Below are 18,291 nucleotides of genomic sequence, written 5' to 3' on the forward strand. Positions count from 1 at the left end.
GCAAAACGTCACCTTCGGTCGTTCATCTCGACGTCGGCATCAAGGGTCCGCGATCGGAAGGGAAGGGCGATAGAGTCCTCAACCCGTAGCACTCGCATCGAACGTTTGGAATTTAGAAGTCGATCTTGACGAGTGCGAGAATTTTCTTTACATATTTTAACAGTCTCAATCCAGTCATCACGACAAAAGTTAAAAAATGATTAAATCTAAATTGAATCAGGGCTATGAACAATCCATAATTAACAAGGGGTGATTGATGAAAGGGGAAATATTCAACCCGCAGCAGCCCGCTTAGGGAACTCCAAAAAATAAAATACCCAAAAAACCCGCAGCGTCCAGCCCGGAGGCTACACGAACGTAGACGCGCTAGCGGCTTCCCGAAGGGTAGCCCGCGAAGGCGGGCTAAAAGAGCCTTGTTAAGTGTGATCGCATCCCATTTGAAGAATTTATTTGTTGGAAAACCCTTAGAGATTTCCCATCAGTATAAATTCACGGGAGAAGAAAGTGGGTTTCTGGCCCTAATTTGTGGCGAATGGGCATAACTTTACGCAAGAAACCCGGTTGTCTTCCCGCTGTACCTAGTGCAGGTGTGCAAAAGAAGATAATCAGCTATAATGAGATGAAGAGGCAGAGGGACCCCTATCAGGGCCCTCGCCTCACGCTTCTATCTGGACGTAATCAATCATGCCTACTCCAAAAGCTAAAGTCTGTACAGTATCGGACAGGCAGCATCAGTTACTAGAACAAATATCGCGCAAGGCAACTAATCCCCATCGGTTAGTAGAAAGGGCCAAGTTAGTCTTGTTGGCCGCTGATGGAGTCAATAATACCGAAATCTCCAATCGGTTGGAAATGAACCGGAATCAAGTGCGGATGTGGCGCTCCCGATGGGCTGATGCCTCAGCTACTCTAGCGGAAGCCGAAACCTCCGCAACTAGCGATAAAAAATTAATTCAACTGATTGTAGATATTTTAAGTGATCAACCTCGTTCCGGTAAGCCCGCCACATTTACGGTAGATAATATTGTCCAAATTGTGGCAGTGGCCTGTGAACATCCCTCACAAAGTCAGCGGCCAATCAATGAATGGACTCACCAAGAATTGGCAGAAGAAGTCGTTAAAAGAGGAATAGTCAAAGAAATTTCCCGCTATAGTGTGGGTCGGTTTTTAAAAGGAGGCTGATCTTCAACCTCACCGCTCTCGATACTGGCTAAATACAGCCCCTAAAGATAGGGAAGCATTTCAAAACCAGGTAAAAAATATTTGTGAATTACACAATAACGCATCAGAATTAGCCGAAAACGGTGTGCATTTGATTAGTACCGATGAAATGACGGGAATTCAAGCATTAGAAAGAGCTTACCCGACTCAATCGATGATTCCTGGAGAAGTAAAACGGATAGAGTTCGAGTACATCCGACATGGAACTCTAAGTTTAATAGCCAATTGGGATATCTTTAAGGGACAAGTTATAGAACCCTCTATTGGTCCGACTCGTACTGAAATAGATTTTGTCAACCATATTACTAAGACAATTGATACGGATCCCGAAGCCGGGTGGATTTTTATTGTTGACCAACTCAATACGCATATGAGTGAATCTCTGGTTAAGTTAGTAGCCTCTCGTTGTCAGATAGATATCGACTTAGGTGTTAAAGGGAAAAAAGGAATTTTGAAATCGATGAAAACTCGTTCAGCTTTTTTAAGCGACCCAACCCATGGAATTCGTTTTGTGTATTTGCCCAAACACACCTCCTGGTTAAACCAGATTGAATGTTGGTTCAGTATCTTGGCCCGTCGCCTTTTAAAACGCGGTGAATTCACGTCGACCTATGACCTATCTGAACAAATCCTTAAGTTTATCGATTACTTCAACCGAACGAGCGCCAAACCATTTGTATGGAAATTTCAAGGGTTCAAGGAGCTTGATTAGACTGGCTACTTATTTTTACACATCGGCACTAGAGCTTACACAGACCTGGAGAACGGCACAAAAATAACCAAGCCAGGGGCTTGGTTATCCAGGGAATATGCCCTCGGAGTCGAGGGACCGGATCCCAATCGAACCAACAACGGGATCCAGAAATCTGGAAGGGGGGGAAAACAGAGGCGGCAGTCGGAGGGTGTCTGCCGGTCCCCCACCTGTGGATTGAGCGATCGCTCGTGAACACAGACCGATGACCCGGGAACCTAGTAGTGATTAGCACAGGGAATTACTTCTCCTGAGATTCAGTATTACGAGATTGCCAAGCCTTTTCCAGAAGTGCTGACCAACGCTTTTGGACCTGTTTGGGAGTGCATTTAATCTCTTGGGCGATTTCCGTGTCACTGGCTCCAGAGCGCTTCAGGGTTAAAAGCTGCTGCTGTTCTTCGGAGAGTTCCCCCAGGAAATTATCCCACTGCTGCAACGGCATTCCCAGATTTTGATCCAAGTCTGCACCGAGCCATTGATGGACCAGTTTCCAATGTCCAGAGCGAGCGAACTTTTCGACATGATACTTGAAGCGTTGTTGCAGGTAATCCCGCTGACGTGCACTCAGACCGAGGATTTCGTCGATTTCCGGAGCGGCTAAATCTTGCAGCTTCAGAACTAAGTAATCGATACAGTCCGATTGACCTTGAGACTCCAGATATTGAATCAACTCAGCAATCACGCGATCGCGCAACACTGCCTCGGCTGGGTCCACCATCTCGGCAATCATTTTTTCCCGAACCTGCTGCGCTGCATAAGAGCGACTTTGAACCTCAGCATCTTCACCCTTGGGAAACTCGATCGCCTGTTCGATATCCACCAGAGTTTCAGGAGGTTGACCTTGGGCGAACCCTTGAGCACGCAGTACAATCAGTTGTTGATTGTAGCGACCCGGGAGAGTAATCCGACGCTTGGCGTAATGTTCCGTAAAGGCCATATACTCTGCCAGTTCTAACTGAGTCCGAGGGGTGTAGGTTAGGGGCATTTCATGTTCGCGACGGAAGGCACGCAGCACCTCGATATAGAACCCTTGCAAGAAATCTTCGATTAAGGTGTATCGCGCTTGGAAACTCAGGCGAGAGTGCAGGTGAGCAACGTGACGGTAAACCATCGAGCTAAGTTGAGCATGGAGGTCCACCCGACCTTGACGAGAACCAAGCTTGTAGTAATGGAGAGACTTTTGTAAGCGATGGCGAGCTAGAGTAATCTGCCAGGAGCGCACCTCACCAGAATTTTGAATCCGATTGCTTTTGCGGCAAATCCGTTCTACTTCTTTGGCAATCCGTCGGGCCACTTCTTGGGCGCTTTTCGAGCCGCTTTTCAGCTTTTGGCTGAGTTCATCGAGGATTTGCTCACTCAACTGTTCCGTGTCCATTCCCAGTATCAGGATGGGTTCTTCGGGGGTGTCTCCTGATTGGCTCTCCACGGAAGGAGTGCCTGCGGTCATTTGAGGAGTAGCAGGAACTTGAGCATCGTTTTTCCGGGAATTGGACGAGTTGGCTAGTTTAACGTTCATGAGTTTTGCCTCGGGTAACGCACCGGACTAAAGAACCGCAGACATTAGGGGAGAGGAGGAGAGGGTCGCTTGTCGGTTGAGCCTCTTGCTTTGCTCCCTGCGCTGTCTACATTTAGACTGTCCCAAGATTCAGCGGACTTTGGTGGGGAGAAGATCCCTCTTTCTAAACCGGCATACTGCTGCAACGGGACAGGATGCACGACTGTCTGTTCTTTTCCGGTTGCGATCGGCCAATGGCTGAGGATTTGGGAGTGGACAGTGCAGAAAGTGGTTGACTCCACCTACTCCGCATTGACAACTGGCACATGGGTATCATTTAAAACTTGGATATAAAATCTCAGTGATCCTCTTCGTTTGGGAACGGGGCTCATCCGGAGCCAATGGTTAGCAATGTTCAAAAGATCACCCGTTGGGATGGTTAAGGGTAAGGTGCTAAAAAACCTGCACCCTGAAGGGTCTGGCTCTACGGACGAAGCCTGCCTCCGCAGGCTGAAGAGTAAAATAAGTTTTTTACAATCGGATTGGGTATGAGGGCGTCCGTGGTGGGGTGCTAAAACAAACCTGTCTGCGATCGCAGACAGGTTAAGAATTCAAGTTTTCTTAGCCCGCGCAGGCGGGCTTTGTCCGTATAGCTCCACCCTTCAGGGTGCGAGGCGGCTTTTAGCCCGCGCAGGCGGGCTTTGTCCGTATAGCTCCACCCTTCAGGGTGCGAGGAGGCTTTTAGCCAGCGCAGGCGGGCTTTGTCCGATGATCTTCCACCCTTACAGGGTGCGAGGCAGACGTTCAAATCGCATTAGCAACCAGTTCAGCCCCTAAACCCTCCCGAATGATCGCCGGTTCGTTGTCCGTTAAATCCAGAATGGTCGAGACTTGATACCCCGGCTCTTCTCCAGTATCAATAATCACATCTACCAGCTTTTCCACTTCGTCAAATAACTCCGCCTTACCGATGAAACCCAGGTGTTTAAAATCACTCGGTAGAGGCGCGGAAGTCGAAATAATCGGGTTTCCCAGTGCATCGAGTAAATCTAAGCACACCCGATTATCTGGAACCCGGATACCCGTGGTTTTCCGTTTGGGGTCCATCACCAGCTTCGGTACCAGTTTCGTTGCCGGAAGCAAAAAGGTGTAAGGTCCCGGAATCAGGCGCTTGATAATGCGATAGGCTGAATCGGTGACGGTGGCGTAGGCCGCAATATTGGATAATGAAGGACACAGAAAGGTTAACGGCTTATCATTCGAGAGTCGCTTGATCTGCCTAACTCGTTCGATCGCGCCTTTAACGGTAATATCACAGCCGATCGCATAAACCGTATCCGTGGGGTAGAGCATCACTGCACCCTTGTGCAGTGCATCCACCACTTCTTCAATTTTGCGAACTTGGGGGGTTTCTGGATGAATTTCGTATAGAGTGGCCATAATCGGTGAATTGAAATGTGAAAATTAACTTGAACTGGATTGCCTATGAATTAGTCATTTGTCGTTTGTCATTTGTCGTTTGTCATTTGTCATTTGTCATTTGTCAAGGGACCAGTGACCAATGACCAGTGACCAATGACCAGTGACCAGTGACCAAGGACCAGTGACCAATGACAAAGGACAATTTCGCGAACAATCTAGGCTCCTGACTCTTTATTGTGCGGATTGATGAAAAAAATTGCCTATCTTCAATGTCCCACCGGCATTGCTGGTGATATGTTCCTTGGCGCACTGGTGAGCGCTGGGGTTCCGTTTGACTATCTCAGGGAGCAACTCGACTGCCTCGGTATTGGTCCGGAATACCAACTCAGGCAAGAATGGGTACAGCGCAACACCCAGCAGGCGATGAAAATTCATGTTGATTTGGTTGAGACTGTTGCTCAGTCTAATCCAGATTCGGGCGATCGCCCCCCTCATCATCATCACGAACATGAGCATGAGCATCATCATCACGAACATGAGCATGAGCATGAACACAAACATCATCACAGTCATCACCCGACGCGCCACTTACCGGAAATCGAGGCCCTGATTAAAGGGGCACAGTTACCCAAACGGGCTGAAACCTGGAGTTTGCAAGTATTTCGGACTTTAGCCGTTGCCGAGGGGGCGGTTCATGGGATTGCGCCGGAACAGGTGCATTTTCATGAAGTGGGTGCAACCGATGCGATCGTGGATATTGTCGGGACTTGCTTGGGATTAGATTGGTTAGGAATTGAGGAATTGTATTGTTCACCCTTACCCACGGGAGGGGGTACAGTATGGGCAGCACATGGTAGATTGCCAGTGCCAGTGCCTGCGGTCCTGTCGTTATTCCAATCGCGCCAGGTGCCGGTTTATAGTAATGGGATTGCCCAAGAGTTAGTCACCCCAACTGGTGCAGCGATCGCGGTTACCCTCGCCACTGCCTTTGGGAATCCGCCTCCGATGACGATTCACCAAATCGGATTAGGTGCAGGTTCTCGGGATTTGCCGATTCCCAATATTCTGCGCCTGTGGGTGGGGGAGTTAACGACTAATCCGCCAGACTCTACGGTTACGGAAACCATTACAGTCTTAGAAACTCAAATTGATGATGCCAATCCCCAGGCGATCGCCTATACCTTAGAGCGATTATTTGGGGCAGGTGCGTTGGATGCCTTTACGGAGGCGATCGCCATGAAAAAATCCCGAACCGGCATCTTGCTGACGGTGATTTGTCATCCCGAACAACAAAAAGCCTGTGAAGCGGTAATATTTCGGGAGACACCTACCCTGGGGATTCGGATTTCGACCCAACAGCGATCGATTTTGCATCGGGAACTCCATACTGTTTCCACCCCATTTGGGGAAGTGCGGGTGAAGGTTGCCACGGATAGTCAAGGAACCATTACTAATGTGCAACCGGAGTATGAGGATTGTGCCACCATTGCGCGATCGCAGGATATCCCCTGGCAAGAAGTTCATCGCCAGGGATTGCAGGCATGGTATGGGAAATAGGATTAACTGGGGAGGATAATGCAGTGCCGTTTTCCCATGCTTCAAGCCTTCAAATCAGGGGGTAAAACTTGAATGAAAGTATTTGAAATCCCCGGACATCAGGTGATTTGGGGAGATGTGACCGAAGCCTTAGAAACCGGGATTGAAGATAACAGCATTAATTTAATTTTTGCCGACCCTCCCTATAATATCGGCAAAATTTTTAATGGCAAAAAAGAGCAGTGGAATTGCGATGAGGTTTATTTAGACTGGTGCTATCAATGGTTAGAATTATGTTTTCGCAAGCTCACAACCACCGGGACATTATATTTGATGTCTGCTACCCAGTATATGCCTTATTTGGATATTTATCTTCAAAACAGATTAACTATTTTATCTCGAATTGTTTGGCATTATGATAGTTCGGGAATGCAAGCCAAAAAATACTTTGGCTCATTGTATGAACCGATTCTATTTGCTGTTAAAAATCCTCACAATTATACATTTAATGGCGATGAAATTCGGGTGGAAGCGAAAACGGGTGCAGTCCGAAAACTGATAGATTATCGAAAAAGCAAACCAGCTCTTTATTGTACAACGAAAGTTCCTGGAAATGTCTGGTATATTCCACGAGTGAGATATAAAATGCCGGAATATCGAAAACATCCGACGCAAAAGCCGGAAGCCCTACTCGAACGAATTATTAAAGCGAGTAGCAATCCAGGGGATGTTGTATTAGATTTATTTGCTGGAACCTTTACCACAGCAGCGGTTTCTCAGCGATTAGAAAGAAAATCAATTAGTATTGAACGAGAATATGAGTATGTAGAAATCGGATTGAATCGGCTGGGAATAAACCTGAATGAGCCAGGATTAAACCTGGACTGATTTTGGATGATAATTTGAGCGGTTTCATTATTCTAAAGATTTAAGCATCCAGACGGAATGACTTTGATAGCCTAATTTTTGATAGAGATTTAAAGCGGGGGGATTATTGAGGAAGACTTGTAAACCCATCTGGCGATCGCCTCGTTCTCGGGCCCAATTTTCGGCATATTCCATTAATGCGGAACCCACTCCTCGGCGGCGGTGTTCTGGTGCTACATAGAGGACAAAAATATGAGCGTGCCGATCGCCTTTGACTTGATCCACTGCATTTCCTAACCACAAACAACCCACGGGTTCAGAATTACCGGGATATTCCACCCACCATAATGGCGTTTCCTCGGCAAAATATTGGTTAACAGTTTTGGCTAAATGGGAAAAGTCATGGTCTGGGTAAAGTTCCTGATAAGTTAACCTCAAGAACTTTACCAATAAGTAGCGATCGCGGGATAAACCCACGCGCAGGTAATATCCCGGAATCAGTTCCCGAGTTGCAGGTTTAATGTGCAAATTCCTCTAACTCTCTTGATTGAAAAACAGCGTATCTTCAGGTAACCCTTTAATCAAATGGGACAGGGAAGGAGGCAGTTCAGCAACCTTTGGGAAGGAGATACTGGAGAGGCGATCGGCGGGTTGCACTTGTTCTTCGATGGGTGCGGGGGCCATCATATCGGCAGGTAAGAAAATCCGCGCACTCACGGCAACTAATGCGACTAAAAAGACGAGGAAAATGAAGAACGGAAGAATTTGCGATCGGATTAGTGACATCATTGGGGTAGAAGGTAGGACGGTGGAACTGGGGGCATGAGGGTTGAGCAGGCTGCACCCTTTTGGACTCAGGGGTGACTTTGATTATTATCTCACGATTTGTTAGCGGATTGCCAGACAAGTGGCGGGGGAGGAATCCTCACCTTTTGTGGGGGACTAATCGCGATCGCTTCCGGGTCTAGCCATCAGTAATGCATTAGACTTATTCAGTTGCCGTAACCACATCCATCCCCCAACCCCAACAATTAGGGAAATCCACCCGATCGCAGGTTGCCCGAGTAAAAACCCTTCCGTGGTTAACAAAAACCCAAACCGCTGTAAAATCCCTGCTGCCACTCGCTGCAAATCGAGACTCAAATTCTGGGCGGGTTTTAATCCGTTACGGGCGCGTTGCTTTGTCCAAGCGGGTCCACCGGGACGAACCTGGCGATAGAATTCATTGAGGGTTGCTTCTGTTTCTGGTTGGGTTACAAATAAGGCAATCACCCACAAGCTGCTAACGCTGGCAGTAATGAACATTAGGCGTAACCCCAAGTCTTCCATCGTTAACGCCGGGACCAAACTGGTGACAGAACCCATGATGAAACTGGCGATCATGCTTGTTTCTTAGCCCGCGCAGGCGGGCTTTGTCCGCAAACGCCGCACCCTGCATGGGTGTCGGGCTTTTCCCTCCTAAATTGCCCCGAGTACGCTTGCCAGTAGCGCTTTTTGGGCGTGCATTCGATTTTCGGCTTGATCCCAAACTCTGGATGCCGCCCCTTCGATCGCCCCATCGGTAATTTCTTCCCCACGATGAGCCGGTAAGCAGTGTAAAATAATCGCACTTCCATCGGCATGATTAAACAAGTCTTCATTCACCTGGTAAGGCTGAAATAGCGGAATCCGGGTTCTGGCTTCTTCCTCTTGTCCCATACTCGCCCAAACGTCGGTATAGAGCACTTGTGCACCTTTCACCGCCTGGATGGGGTCATGGGTGATTAAGATTTCACTTTTCCCTTTGGCGATTTTCTGGGCTTGTTCGACAATTTCGGTAGCCGGTTCAAATTGTGCCGGGGTGGCGATGCGGATGTTCATCCCTACCATTGCGCCAGCGAGGAGGAGGGAGTGGGCGACATTATTGCCATCCCCTAGATAGGTGAGGGTGACATCTTCGAGTTGTCCGAAACATTCCCCAACGGTCATAATATCGGCTAAGGCTTGACAGGGATGTTCGCGATCGCTCAAGGCATTAATCACCGGCATTTCGGCATAGTGGGCAAAGGTTTCTAGGTCCGCCTGATCAAAGGTCCGAATTGCAACAACATCCAAATATCGGTCTAATACCCGGGCAGTGTCCGGTAAGGGTTCCCCCCGACTTACCTGGGTGACATTGGGATTTAAGTCAATGACTTGACCCCCAAGTTGGTACATTGCCACGGTAAAGCTGACCCGAGTCCGGGTTGAGGCTTTGGAAAACAGCAACCCCAGCACTTTTTCGCATCGGGGGGTGAGGGTTCCGGCTTTCATCTGCGTCGCGAGATCCAGCAGGTGATGCAGTTCTTCAATGCTCAGATCAGCAACGCTGAGTAGATCTCGTCCTGTTAATGCCGCCATAGTTCTCCTGGTTGTTTCGTTCTCTATAGGGTTTGGCTTGGGGTTGTTGTCTGAGGGATTGACACCCCAGCACTATTACCTCATTGCTTGTCCTAAAACAGTACCAGATTCACGCCCTGGCGATCGCTACTCTTTCTCCAAGACGATTGACAATTGATGACAATTCCCGATGATTTCCGCCGAGTTGCCTCTAACTTTTGGATAATTTGGGTCGCGGAATTTGACAACTGGTCGTTAAATTTGGGTTTCTTTTGCATAAATTGGGTTTCCCTCGGGGTTTTATCCAACAAACAAAAACACCATTAACTGTCTGTGTAGGATATTACACAATAACCGATTCTTCTAGTGTAAGTAGCAATATTTTCTTGCGCCTATTTAGTTTTAGTATGTTAAATATCTCGTTAAAAACAATATAATAGGATGGAAAATAGTTTTAGCTAAAATATCTGCCTGTGAGAACAGATACAATTTTTTATCAACTTTTTCAAACTTTTCCCAGTCTAGTCTTTGAACTGATGGGGGAAGCGGGCGAAAAAGGTCAAGGATATGAGTTTACATCGCGGGAAATCAAAGAATTATCCCGTCGATTCGATGGGGTGTTGTTACCGCCCGAGGGAGACAATGAGCGATTGATTTATTTTCTAGAGGTGCAGTTTCAAAAGAAAGATGATTTTTACTGGCGGTTTCTGGGGGAAATTTTCGTGTATTTGGGTCAATATCAACCGCTGCAAGATTTTCAAGCAGTGGCAATCTTTGCATCCCGCAGTTGCGACCCCGGAGTCCCTCGCCAATATCAACGATTTCTGAAAGGCGACTGTCCGGAAGAGACCCCACTATTAGTTCAAGTTTATCTGGATGAACTAGAAGACCCTCCGACTCCCTCCTTGGGATTGGGAATGGTAACCTTAGTGGTTGAAGAACGTCAAACGGCGATCGACAAAGCACACCAATTAATCCAGCAGGCAAAGCAGCAGCTTGTGGATGAAGGACTCAAGCAAAAAGTAGTAGGATTAATAGAGACCATCATGGTCTATAAGCTCACGGATTTGACAACTCAGGAGATTGAAGCCATGTTTGGATTAGACGAGTTGAAACAGACGCGGTATTTCCAAGAAGTCGCCGCGAAAGCGGAGGAAAAAGGCAAGCTCAAAGGTAAGGTGGAAGGTAAGCTCGAATCGGTCCCTAATCTATTGGAAATGGGTTTGACTGTACAACAAATTGCGTTGGCCTTACAATTAGACATTGAGCAAGTTCGACAAGTCATCCAAGACTTATCGAATCCTGATAAGCCTCCTCAGAGTCAGAGTTAAGACCCGTTTTAAGCGGTATCGTCGGGGCTTTTTTCAGGAAAAGCCCCCAGAAGGGTGAGAACGGGTGCGCTCAGTTTCCCGATCGCACCCACTCTACTCGATTACAACTCCATCTCCGCCCGAATGACATCTTCCTGCCGTTTCAAGCGGAAACCCACTTTCTGAGATAAGTGCTGCATCGCACCATTATCCGGCAGAATATCAGCGGTAATCCGGACCAGCTTCTCACTTCGTCCCACTTCAATCAACTGTTGCAGCAGTTTTGTTCCTAACCCTAACCCTTGATAGGGGTCGGCAATCAGTAATCCAAATTCCCCTTCATTGGAACCGTGCAACTTGCTGAGACGACCGAATCCGAGGATTTGATGTTCTCCTGTTGCAGGATCTCGGTAATCAGCCACCAGTGCCATTTCGCGATCGTAATCGATAAAGCAAATCCGCGCTAACCGTTCGTGAGAGATCCGGCGACTGAGTTTCAGGAGGTGGAAGTACCGGAAATAGACTGAGCGATCGCTCAAAGACTCATGGAACTTAACCACCAACGGTTCATCTTCCGGACGAATCGGACGAATTCTCACCGGCGTGCCATTCTTCATCGACCACATTGTAATATACTGGGTCGGATAAGGCCGAATCGCTGGACGAGGTAACTCATCGGGATTGCTATCGGGGTCGTGTAGGACCACCCGGGCATCCAAGGCGATAATCTGTTCGGGAGATACCAGCAAAGGATTAATATCCGTCTCTTTAATCCAAGGTTGTTCGACGATTAGCTGACTAAATCTCACCATCAATTGCTCGATCGCCCCGATATCCACCGGGTCCCGTCCCCGAATCCCTTGCAAGGCTTTGTATATTTTGGTCTGTTCCATCATCCGCCTTGCCAGGGTGGTATTCAAGGGCGGTAAACCCAGGGCTCGATCTTTAAACACTTCCACCAACTGTCCCCCGGTTCCAAAGAGTAAAACCGGACCAAATTGCGGGTCGATACTGCTACCAACGATTAACTCATACCCGTCTAACTTAATCATCGGCTGGACGGTTACCCCTTGGAAATATTCCGCCCCAGCTTTTTCACTCACCGAAGTTTCGATCGCCCGATAAGCATTTCCCACGGCTTCAGGACTGCCTAAATTGAGCTTCACACCGCCGACATCGGTTTTATGGGTAATTGTTTCAGAATACAGTTTGAGGACGATGGGATAGCCGATTTGATTGGCATAAGCGACTGCTTCGGCTTCACTGGTGGCAATGTGAGTTTCCACTGTGGGAATACCATAGGCGGCGAATACCTGTTTCGATTCAAACTCCGTCAACAGGTTGCGTCCCTCTTTCCGCGCCTGGGTAATGATTTTCTCGACTAAGGCGCGATCGGGCGTGTTGTGGTCATCATCCTTGGGAAGTACCGGCGTTTCGTACAACCCCCGGAGGTTGTAGCTATAGCGCCACATATAATTAAACAACCGCGCCGCTGTATCCGGATAGGGAAAGGTAGGGATATTGGCTTGATTAAGAAAATTCGCCCCTTCTAGGACATCTTCTCCGCCCATCCAGCTTGCCAAAATCGGTTTATCTTTGATTTTGGCGTAGGGTGCCAGTTGTTTGGCGGTTTCCGTGGGGTCCGTCATCGCTTGCGGGGTCAAAATGACCAACAATCCATCACTATTTGGGTCTTTTGCCGCCTTCTCTAAAGTTTGAGCATAGCGATTCGGTTCGGCATCCCCTAAAATGTCGATCGGGTTGCTGCGACTCCAGTGGGTGGGTAAAAATTCATCCAGTTCTGAAATGGTTTCTGGGGCGAGTTCGGTGAGTTGTCCCCCTTCGGTAATCAAGGCGTCTGTGGCAATCACCCCGGGACCTCCGGCATTAGTGAGGATGGTTAAATGGGGTCCTTTGGGGCGCGGTTGTTTGGCGAGTACCTCGGACATATAGAAAACGTAGGAGATATTGTTGACGCGCAAGACGCCAGTGCGTCGGAAGGCGGCGTCAAGCACTTCGTCACTGCCGGTTAAGGTGCCAGTATGAGAGGCGGCAGCTTTGGCAGCAGCTTCGGTATGTCCAACTTTGATGACAATGATCGGTTTGCTGAGGGCTACTTCTCGGGCGGCAGAGAGGAACGATCGCGCATTTCCTATGGATTCCATGTAGATGACGATGCTTTGGGTGTTGGGGTCGTCCCCGAGGTAATAGATTAAATCCCCCCAACCCACATCCAGCATGGAACCAATGGACATAAAAGCACTAAAGCCGACATTTTCCCGCAAACTCCAATCGAGAATGGCAGTACACAATGCCCCACTTTGGCTGATAAAGCCCACATTCCCCGGTTTAGCCATTTTGGTGGCAAAGGTGGCATTGAGTCCGGTGAGGGGACTCATCACCCCAAGGCAGTTGGGTCCGATAATCTGCATTTTACCGCGACGGGCTTCGGCGAGAATTTGCTGTTCGAGTTCGATTCCGGCAGGGCCAATTTCTTTGAATCCGGCGGAGATGATAATCGCCCCAGGAATGCCTACCGCGACGCATTCGCGAATGATCCCCGGGACTGTGGGGGCGGGGGTGACGATGATTGCCAAGTCTACGGGGTCGGGTACAGCGGAAATGCTGGGATAGGCTTTGATCCCCAGCACGTTGTCCCGCTTGGGATTGACGGGAAAGACTGCCCCACCAAAGGGACTGGCAATTAAATTAGATAAAATGGTTCGTCCCACACTACCGAGGCGATCGGTTGCACCGATTACGGCAACATTTTTGGGTTTAAAAATGGCATCCAGGGGTTGACGTTCATAACGCAAGACGTCTTGTTTAGAGACGCTGCCCTGGTTTTGGTCTGGGTTGGTTGCGATTGGCTTTTGCATCGCTTGATGTTCCTTAAATATAATCTTCTAAATGGACATTATTCCAGATGCGACCCTATCTTTTTGAGTAAAAAAGCTTAGAGTTACTTAAGCCTAGCCTACCCACTCCTGTTCGCTATTTCGGGAAAAAGTAACAATCCTTTTAGAATTGTGCAGTTACTTCGTTGTCAATGGCGTCAGGCATAGAGTTTTATCCTTTCCACCTTAACGAAATAGGCTGATGTTTGTCAGTGGGTTGGGATACTTTAGGGGGCGATCACCTCTTCAATTCGCCCGCTGTCGGCAACCTGGGGAGGCGCGCAAGTGAGACGGACCCGTTTTGTCAGAAAACCTTGAATATTCAGGCGATCGCCTGTTATCTACCTTAACTTTCTCCCACCTAGGGCATCGGTCCTGTTTTCTATTTCCCACCCGAAACCCCGTTTTTGCCCGTTTCTGGGGTAGGGTAATAGGTTGTAAAAAACTCAGTTGGTCTTTTCTAGACTGCACCGGCGTCCTAGGGCATCAGGACAGCATTCGATAACCCGAAGCCGGGTTTCTACTTCTACCTTGCTGCTGATTGCCCTAACTTTTATCTTGAACCCCGGTGCCTCAACTTCTGCGGTCCCAACCTCCTCCCCCTTTACTGCACCGGCAACCCATAACTTCTAAAAATTTCCATCACCGCTTCAATTTCTTCCGGTGTGGGGGGTTGAGTATTTTTTAATTCATACTCATACCCCAACTGTTCCCACTTATATTCTCCCATTTGATGAAAGGGCAACACTTCCACTTTTTCCACATTAGTTAAAGTGGACACAAATTGGGCGAGTCCTTCCACATTCTCCCGGTTATCCGTGAGGTGGGGAACTAAAACAAACCGAATCCAAGCCGGTTTATTAATCTCCTTGAGATATTCAGCAAATTTTAGGGTGGGTTCCAGAGAAACCTTGGTCACTTTTTCATACAGCGCCCGATTATAAGATTTAATATCCAGTAAAACTAAATCTACATAGTCCAAGACGGGTTTAGCGGCATTTAATTGGACATAACCCGAGGTATCCAAAACCGTATGAATGTCTAATTCTTTGCAACGCCGGAAGATTTCCCGCACGAATTCGGGCTGCATCAAGGGTTCGCCCCCAGTCACTGTCACTCCTCCTCCGGAAAAGCGCATATAGGAGCGATATTTTTGCACTTCTTCGATGAGTTCATCCACACTGACGACTTTCCCTTCTTCGATATGTCGGCAATCAGGATTATGGCAGTACAGACAGCGTAGAGGACAGCCTTGGGTGAAAATTACAAACCGAATGCCTGGACCATCCACGGTTCCACAGCTTTCGACGGAATGGATGGCACCGACGGCTTGAAAGGCTCGAACGGCGGGAGAGGTAGCGGTGGGATTGGCTGTTTTATCTAGCATTTTAAAGAGGGAAAATAAAGGGAAGGCTGAATATTCATTTGGACATCATACAAACTACAAAGGTGAGCTAAAGGCCCACCTTTGTAGTTGTTGAAAGGATTAGATGCGTTCGTGGAAGGTGCGGTTAATCACGTCTAACTGTTGTTCGCGGGTTAACTTAATGAAGTTGACCGCATAACCTGAGACCCGAATGGTGAGTTGGGGATATTTTTCCGGGTGATCCATCGCATCAATCAGGGTTTCGCGATCGAGGACGTTGATGTTAATGTGATGCCCTTGATCGTGGAAGAATCCATCTAAAATTCCTACGAGGTTGGTAAGCCGATCGCCTTCGGTTTTTCCTAATGCTTTCGGAACGATGGAGAAGGTGTAGGAAATCCCATCTTGAGCGTGTTGATAGGGCAGTTTAGCCACGGAAGATAAGGCTGCGATCGCCCCTTTGGTATCCCGTCCATGCATCGGGTTCGCACCTGGTGCAAAGGGTTCCCCAGCTTTCCGTCCATCGGGGGTATTCCCAGTTTTTTTACCATAAACCACGTTCGAGGTAATGGTGAGGACAGACTGGGTGGGAACCGCATTCCGATAGGTTTTATGCTTGCGGATCTTGTTCATGAAGTTTTCCACCAGAGCAGCGGCAATTTCATCGACGCGATCGTCGTTGTTCCCATACTTGGGATACTCGCCTTCAATCTGGTAATCCACGATTAAACCTTGATCATTGCGAAGGGCTTTGACTTTGGCATATTTAATCGCCGAGAGCGAGTCTGCCACCACGGAAAGTCCGGCAACGCCACAAGCTAGGGTTCGATAAATATCGCGATCGTGCAAAGCGGCTTCAATCCGCTCATAGCAATATTTATCATGCATATAATGGATCACATTCAAGGTGTTGACATAGAGTTTTGCCAACCAATCTAGGAAGCGATCGAATTTCGCCACCACATCCTCGTAATCCAAATCGTCTCCCATCACTGGGGCAAATTCCGGTCCTATTTGTTCCCCTGAACTTTCATCTTTACCCCCATTAATGGCGTACAGCAAGGCTTTCGCAAGGTTGGCCCGTGCCCCGAAGAACTGCATTTGTTTGCCAATTCGCATGGCGCTGACGCAGCAGGCAATGCCGTAATCGTCGCCATAATTGGGCCGCATTAAGTCATCGTTCTCATACTGGGTGGAACAGGTGTCGATGGAAACTTTCGCACAATAGCGTTTGAAGTTTTCCGGTAACCGTTCGGACCACAGAATAGTTAAGTTAGGTTCCGGGGCCGCACCTAGGTTATATAAGGTATGGAGGAAGCGGAAGCTAGTGCGGGTGACCAGAGGACGTCCATCTTCACTCATCCCCCCGATACATTCCGTCACCCAAGTGGGATCGCCCGAAAACAGTTGGTTGTAATCCGGGGTCCGCAGGAAGCGCACCATCCGCAGCTTCATGACGAAATCATCGATGATTTCTTGGGCGTCTGTTTCGGTGAGAGTACCGTTTTTCAGGTCACGCTCAAAGTAGATATCCAAGAAGGTAGACACCCGTCCCAGGGACATGGCAGCACCATTCTGCTCTTTAACTGCGGCAAGATAGGCTAAATAAGTCCATTGGACTGCTTCTAAAGCAGTGTTCGCGGGTCGTCCCACGTCAAATCCATACCCTGCACCCATTTCTTTGAGTTCTTGCAAGGCGCGAATTTGTTCGTTGACTTCTTCGCGCAGTTGGATCACGGGTTCCGTGATCGCATCAAACTCTAAGGATTCTAGCTGATGTTTCTTGTCAGCAATCAGGCGATTGACGCCATAAAGTGCGACGCGCCGATAGTCCCCAATAATTCGTCCCCGTCCATAAGCATCGGGCAATCCGGTGATGATCCCCGAATGTCGCGCAGCCCGCATTTCCCGGGTATAGCCATCGAATACACCGTCATTATGGGTTTTACGATACTGGGTGAAGATTTTTTCGGTTTCCGGGTCGAGTTTATACCCGTAGGCTTCTAACCCCGCTTTGACGATGCGAATCCCTCCATAAGGCATGATTGCGCGTTTGAGGGGTTTATCGGTTTGCAGGCCGACAATCCGTTCTAAGTCGCGATCGATGTAGCCCGGACCGTAAGCTGTGATCGATGCCGGAATCTTGGTCTCCGCATCTAACACACCCTTGCGCCGTTCTTCTTGCATCAGTTCGGTGACTTTCTTCCAGAGGGTAGTGGTGCGTTCTGTCGCCTCCGCTAAGAATGTCTCATCTCCCGAATAGGGTTTGTAATTCTTTTGAATGAAATCCCGAACGTCAATTTCTTTACCCCATTTGCCGGTCACGAAGCCTTGCCATTCCTCGCTAATAGCCTTTTGTTTGCCCGGTAATTCTGTTGTTTGGGGAGATTTTACGGAAGTGGAAACCATAGTCTTCTTACCTCTAATCGGTAAACCGTTTTGCTTGTTCTCTATCCACTCTTTTAATATAGCGCACAATTCAATCTAGTTTTCGTTTTCTACTTTTTTTTTATAAAAAATAAAGAAATTGCCCGGGGCCGGAGGCCGTCGGGAGGGGCTGCAACTGGTGCGGTGTGTTAGGGGATGACTTTTACTGCCTAAGATGTCGGAATTGTCAAGGTCCGGTTGAAATATCCTAGATTTTCTTGGGAATTGTTTAATATTTGTAGTGGGGGGATGGTAAAATTAACGGGAATTAGCCCTTGCCTTTTTTAAAAGCTTCCGCTATAATGAAAGGTCAATACTTTAAAGTTTTCACGTCTAAAATTCTCATCGGTGGCAGTGGGTTTTGTGTCCCGTTTCTAGTGCAGTGAAAAATTGCGATCGCCTCGCGTCATCAGCGATCGCACTTCAACAGCGCTGCACGTCCACCGGGCGAAGCAGTCCAAAGATACCAGGCGATCGGCCACTACCCCTTGCATCACCTGGGGTAAATTCCGCTCCAACCAGGCCGAGTCGTCCTAATTGACCTTTACCTTTACCCCTCCCTCATCTAGGGCGAGAACGGGTTGATTTGGATAGGCGGCGCACCTTCTAAATGCCCGTGCAGTTCCGCCTGGGGCAGCTGA

The 18,291-nt window shown here is 48.3% G+C and carries 16 protein-coding genes; 5 read left to right on the top strand and 11 right to left on the bottom strand.

Going from position 1 to position 18,291, the window contains the following annotated elements; all coding sequences use genetic code 11:
* Window positions 1-684 precede the first annotated feature (684 nt).
* Together NG792_RS06205 and NG792_RS06210 are read left to right on the top strand one after the other, a co-directional pair.
* Window positions 685-1,182 (top strand): helix-turn-helix domain-containing protein, encoded by a 498-nt coding sequence (locus tag NG792_RS06205; protein WP_261234865.1) that lies wholly within the window; start codon window positions 685-687, stop codon window positions 1,180-1,182.
* 124 nt (window positions 1,183-1,306) lie between these two features.
* Window positions 1,307-1,933, top strand: coding sequence for a transposase (locus NG792_RS06210; RefSeq protein ID WP_261234866.1), 627 nt, complete (start codon window positions 1,307-1,309; stop codon window positions 1,931-1,933).
* Between the two features lie 280 nt (window positions 1,934-2,213).
* Here NG792_RS06210 and NG792_RS06215 read toward each other — a convergent pair whose 3' ends face one another.
* On the bottom strand, window positions 2,214-3,488 hold the full coding sequence (locus NG792_RS06215) for a HetZ-related protein (RefSeq protein WP_261199846.1): 1,275 nt from the start codon (window positions 3,486-3,488) through the stop codon (window positions 2,214-2,216).
* Window positions 3,489-4,271: 783 nt separating this feature from the next.
* Window positions 4,272-4,907, bottom strand: a complete 636-nt coding sequence (locus NG792_RS06220; RefSeq protein ID WP_261234867.1) for an L-threonylcarbamoyladenylate synthase — start codon at window positions 4,905-4,907, stop codon at window positions 4,272-4,274.
* 228 nt (window positions 4,908-5,135) lie between these two features.
* Here NG792_RS06220 and larC point away from each other — a divergent pair, with 228 nt between their 5' ends.
* Together larC and yhdJ are read left to right on the top strand one after the other, a co-directional pair.
* On the top strand, window positions 5,136-6,446 hold the full coding sequence (larC, locus tag NG792_RS06225; protein ID WP_261234868.1) for a nickel pincer cofactor biosynthesis protein LarC: 1,311 nt from the start codon (window positions 5,136-5,138) through the stop codon (window positions 6,444-6,446).
* A gap of 72 nt (window positions 6,447-6,518) precedes the next feature.
* Complete coding sequence (gene yhdJ / locus NG792_RS06230) at window positions 6,519-7,313, top strand: adenine-specific DNA-methyltransferase (RefSeq protein ID WP_261234869.1); 795 nt, start codon at window positions 6,519-6,521, stop codon at window positions 7,311-7,313.
* Between the two features lie 27 nt (window positions 7,314-7,340).
* Here the strand turns inward: yhdJ and NG792_RS06235 are convergent, their stop codons facing one another.
* From NG792_RS06235 to NG792_RS06255, 5 genes are all read right to left on the bottom strand, one after another.
* Window positions 7,341-7,820, bottom strand: a complete 480-nt coding sequence (locus NG792_RS06235; RefSeq protein ID WP_261234870.1) for a GNAT family N-acetyltransferase — start codon at window positions 7,818-7,820, stop codon at window positions 7,341-7,343.
* Between the two features lie 6 nt (window positions 7,821-7,826).
* Window positions 7,827-8,078 (bottom strand): DUF8624 family small hydrophobic protein, encoded by a 252-nt coding sequence (locus NG792_RS06240; protein ID WP_261234901.1) that lies wholly within the window; start codon window positions 8,076-8,078, stop codon window positions 7,827-7,829.
* A gap of 156 nt (window positions 8,079-8,234) precedes the next feature.
* Window positions 8,235-8,675, bottom strand: a complete 441-nt coding sequence (locus tag NG792_RS06245) for a hypothetical protein (protein ID WP_261234871.1) — start codon at window positions 8,673-8,675, stop codon at window positions 8,235-8,237.
* A 75-nt stretch (window positions 8,676-8,750) separates the two neighbouring features.
* Window positions 8,751-9,671: an ornithine carbamoyltransferase gene (gene argF, locus NG792_RS06250; protein ID WP_261199852.1), complete on the bottom strand. Its 921-nt coding sequence runs from the start codon at window positions 9,669-9,671 to the stop codon at window positions 8,751-8,753.
* 92 nt (window positions 9,672-9,763) lie between these two features.
* Window positions 9,764-9,928: a hypothetical protein gene (locus NG792_RS06255; protein WP_261199853.1), complete on the bottom strand. Its 165-nt coding sequence runs from the start codon at window positions 9,926-9,928 to the stop codon at window positions 9,764-9,766.
* Between the two features lie 195 nt (window positions 9,929-10,123).
* Here NG792_RS06255 and NG792_RS06260 point away from each other — a divergent pair, with 195 nt between their 5' ends.
* Window positions 10,124-10,981, top strand: a complete 858-nt coding sequence (locus NG792_RS06260; RefSeq protein ID WP_261234872.1) for an Rpn family recombination-promoting nuclease/putative transposase — start codon at window positions 10,124-10,126, stop codon at window positions 10,979-10,981.
* Between the two features lie 101 nt (window positions 10,982-11,082).
* On the opposite strand, the gene NG792_RS06265 is transcribed toward NG792_RS06260, so the two are convergent.
* The 4 genes from NG792_RS06265 to NG792_RS06280 form a co-directional block, all read right to left on the bottom strand.
* Window positions 11,083-13,839 carry a bifunctional acetate--CoA ligase family protein/GNAT family N-acetyltransferase gene (locus tag NG792_RS06265; protein WP_261234873.1) on the bottom strand — a complete coding sequence of 919 codons (2,757 nt, stop codon included), beginning with the start codon at window positions 13,837-13,839 and terminating at the stop codon, window positions 11,083-11,085.
* A gap of 622 nt (window positions 13,840-14,461) precedes the next feature.
* Window positions 14,462-15,244: a pyruvate formate-lyase-activating protein gene (gene pflA, locus NG792_RS06270; RefSeq protein ID WP_261199857.1), complete on the bottom strand. Its 783-nt coding sequence runs from the start codon at window positions 15,242-15,244 to the stop codon at window positions 14,462-14,464.
* Between the two features lie 99 nt (window positions 15,245-15,343).
* Window positions 15,344-17,632, bottom strand: a complete 2,289-nt coding sequence (gene pflB / locus NG792_RS06275; RefSeq protein ID WP_261199858.1) for a formate C-acetyltransferase — start codon at window positions 17,630-17,632, stop codon at window positions 15,344-15,346.
* Window positions 17,633-18,024: 392 nt separating this feature from the next.
* Window positions 18,025-18,147: a hypothetical protein gene (locus NG792_RS06280; RefSeq protein ID WP_261234874.1), complete on the bottom strand. Its 123-nt coding sequence runs from the start codon at window positions 18,145-18,147 to the stop codon at window positions 18,025-18,027.
* Between the last annotated feature and the right edge of the window lie 144 nt (window positions 18,148-18,291).

This window comes from Laspinema olomoucense D3b (assembly GCF_025370785.1).
GTDB lineage: Bacteria > Cyanobacteriota > Cyanobacteriia > Cyanobacteriales > Laspinemataceae > Laspinema > Laspinema olomoucense.

Bases quoted from the DNA above. Each gene is read 5' to 3' on its own strand.
- NG792_RS06220 (WP_261234867.1), bottom strand. From the start codon at position 4,907: ATGGCCACTCTATACGAAATTCATCCAGAAACCCCCCAAGTTCGCAAA.
- larC (WP_261234868.1), top strand. From the start codon at position 5,136: ATGAAAAAAATTGCCTATCTTCAATGTCCCACCGGCATTGCTGGTGAT.
- argF (WP_261199852.1), bottom strand. From the start codon at position 9,671: ATGGCGGCATTAACAGGACGAGATCTACTCAGCGTTGCTGATCTGAGC.
- NG792_RS06255 (WP_261199853.1), bottom strand. From the start codon at position 9,928: ATGCAAAAGAAACCCAAATTTAACGACCAGTTGTCAAATTCCGCGACC.
- yhdJ (WP_261234869.1), top strand. From the start codon at position 6,519: ATGAAAGTATTTGAAATCCCCGGACATCAGGTGATTTGGGGAGATGTG.
- NG792_RS06215 (WP_261199846.1), bottom strand. From the start codon at position 3,488: ATGAACGTTAAACTAGCCAACTCGTCCAATTCCCGGAAAAACGATGCT.
- NG792_RS06245 (WP_261234871.1), bottom strand. From the start codon at position 8,675: ATGATCGCCAGTTTCATCATGGGTTCTGTCACCAGTTTGGTCCCGGCG.
- pflA (WP_261199857.1), bottom strand. From the start codon at position 15,244: ATGCTAGATAAAACAGCCAATCCCACCGCTACCTCTCCCGCCGTTCGA.
- NG792_RS06205 (WP_261234865.1), top strand. From the start codon at position 685: ATGCCTACTCCAAAAGCTAAAGTCTGTACAGTATCGGACAGGCAGCAT.
- NG792_RS06265 (WP_261234873.1), bottom strand. From the start codon at position 13,839: ATGCAAAAGCCAATCGCAACCAACCCAGACCAAAACCAGGGCAGCGTC.
- NG792_RS06240 (WP_261234901.1), bottom strand. From the start codon at position 8,078: ATGTCACTAATCCGATCGCAAATTCTTCCGTTCTTCATTTTCCTCGTC.
- pflB (WP_261199858.1), bottom strand. From the start codon at position 17,632: ATGGTTTCCACTTCCGTAAAATCTCCCCAAACAACAGAATTACCGGGC.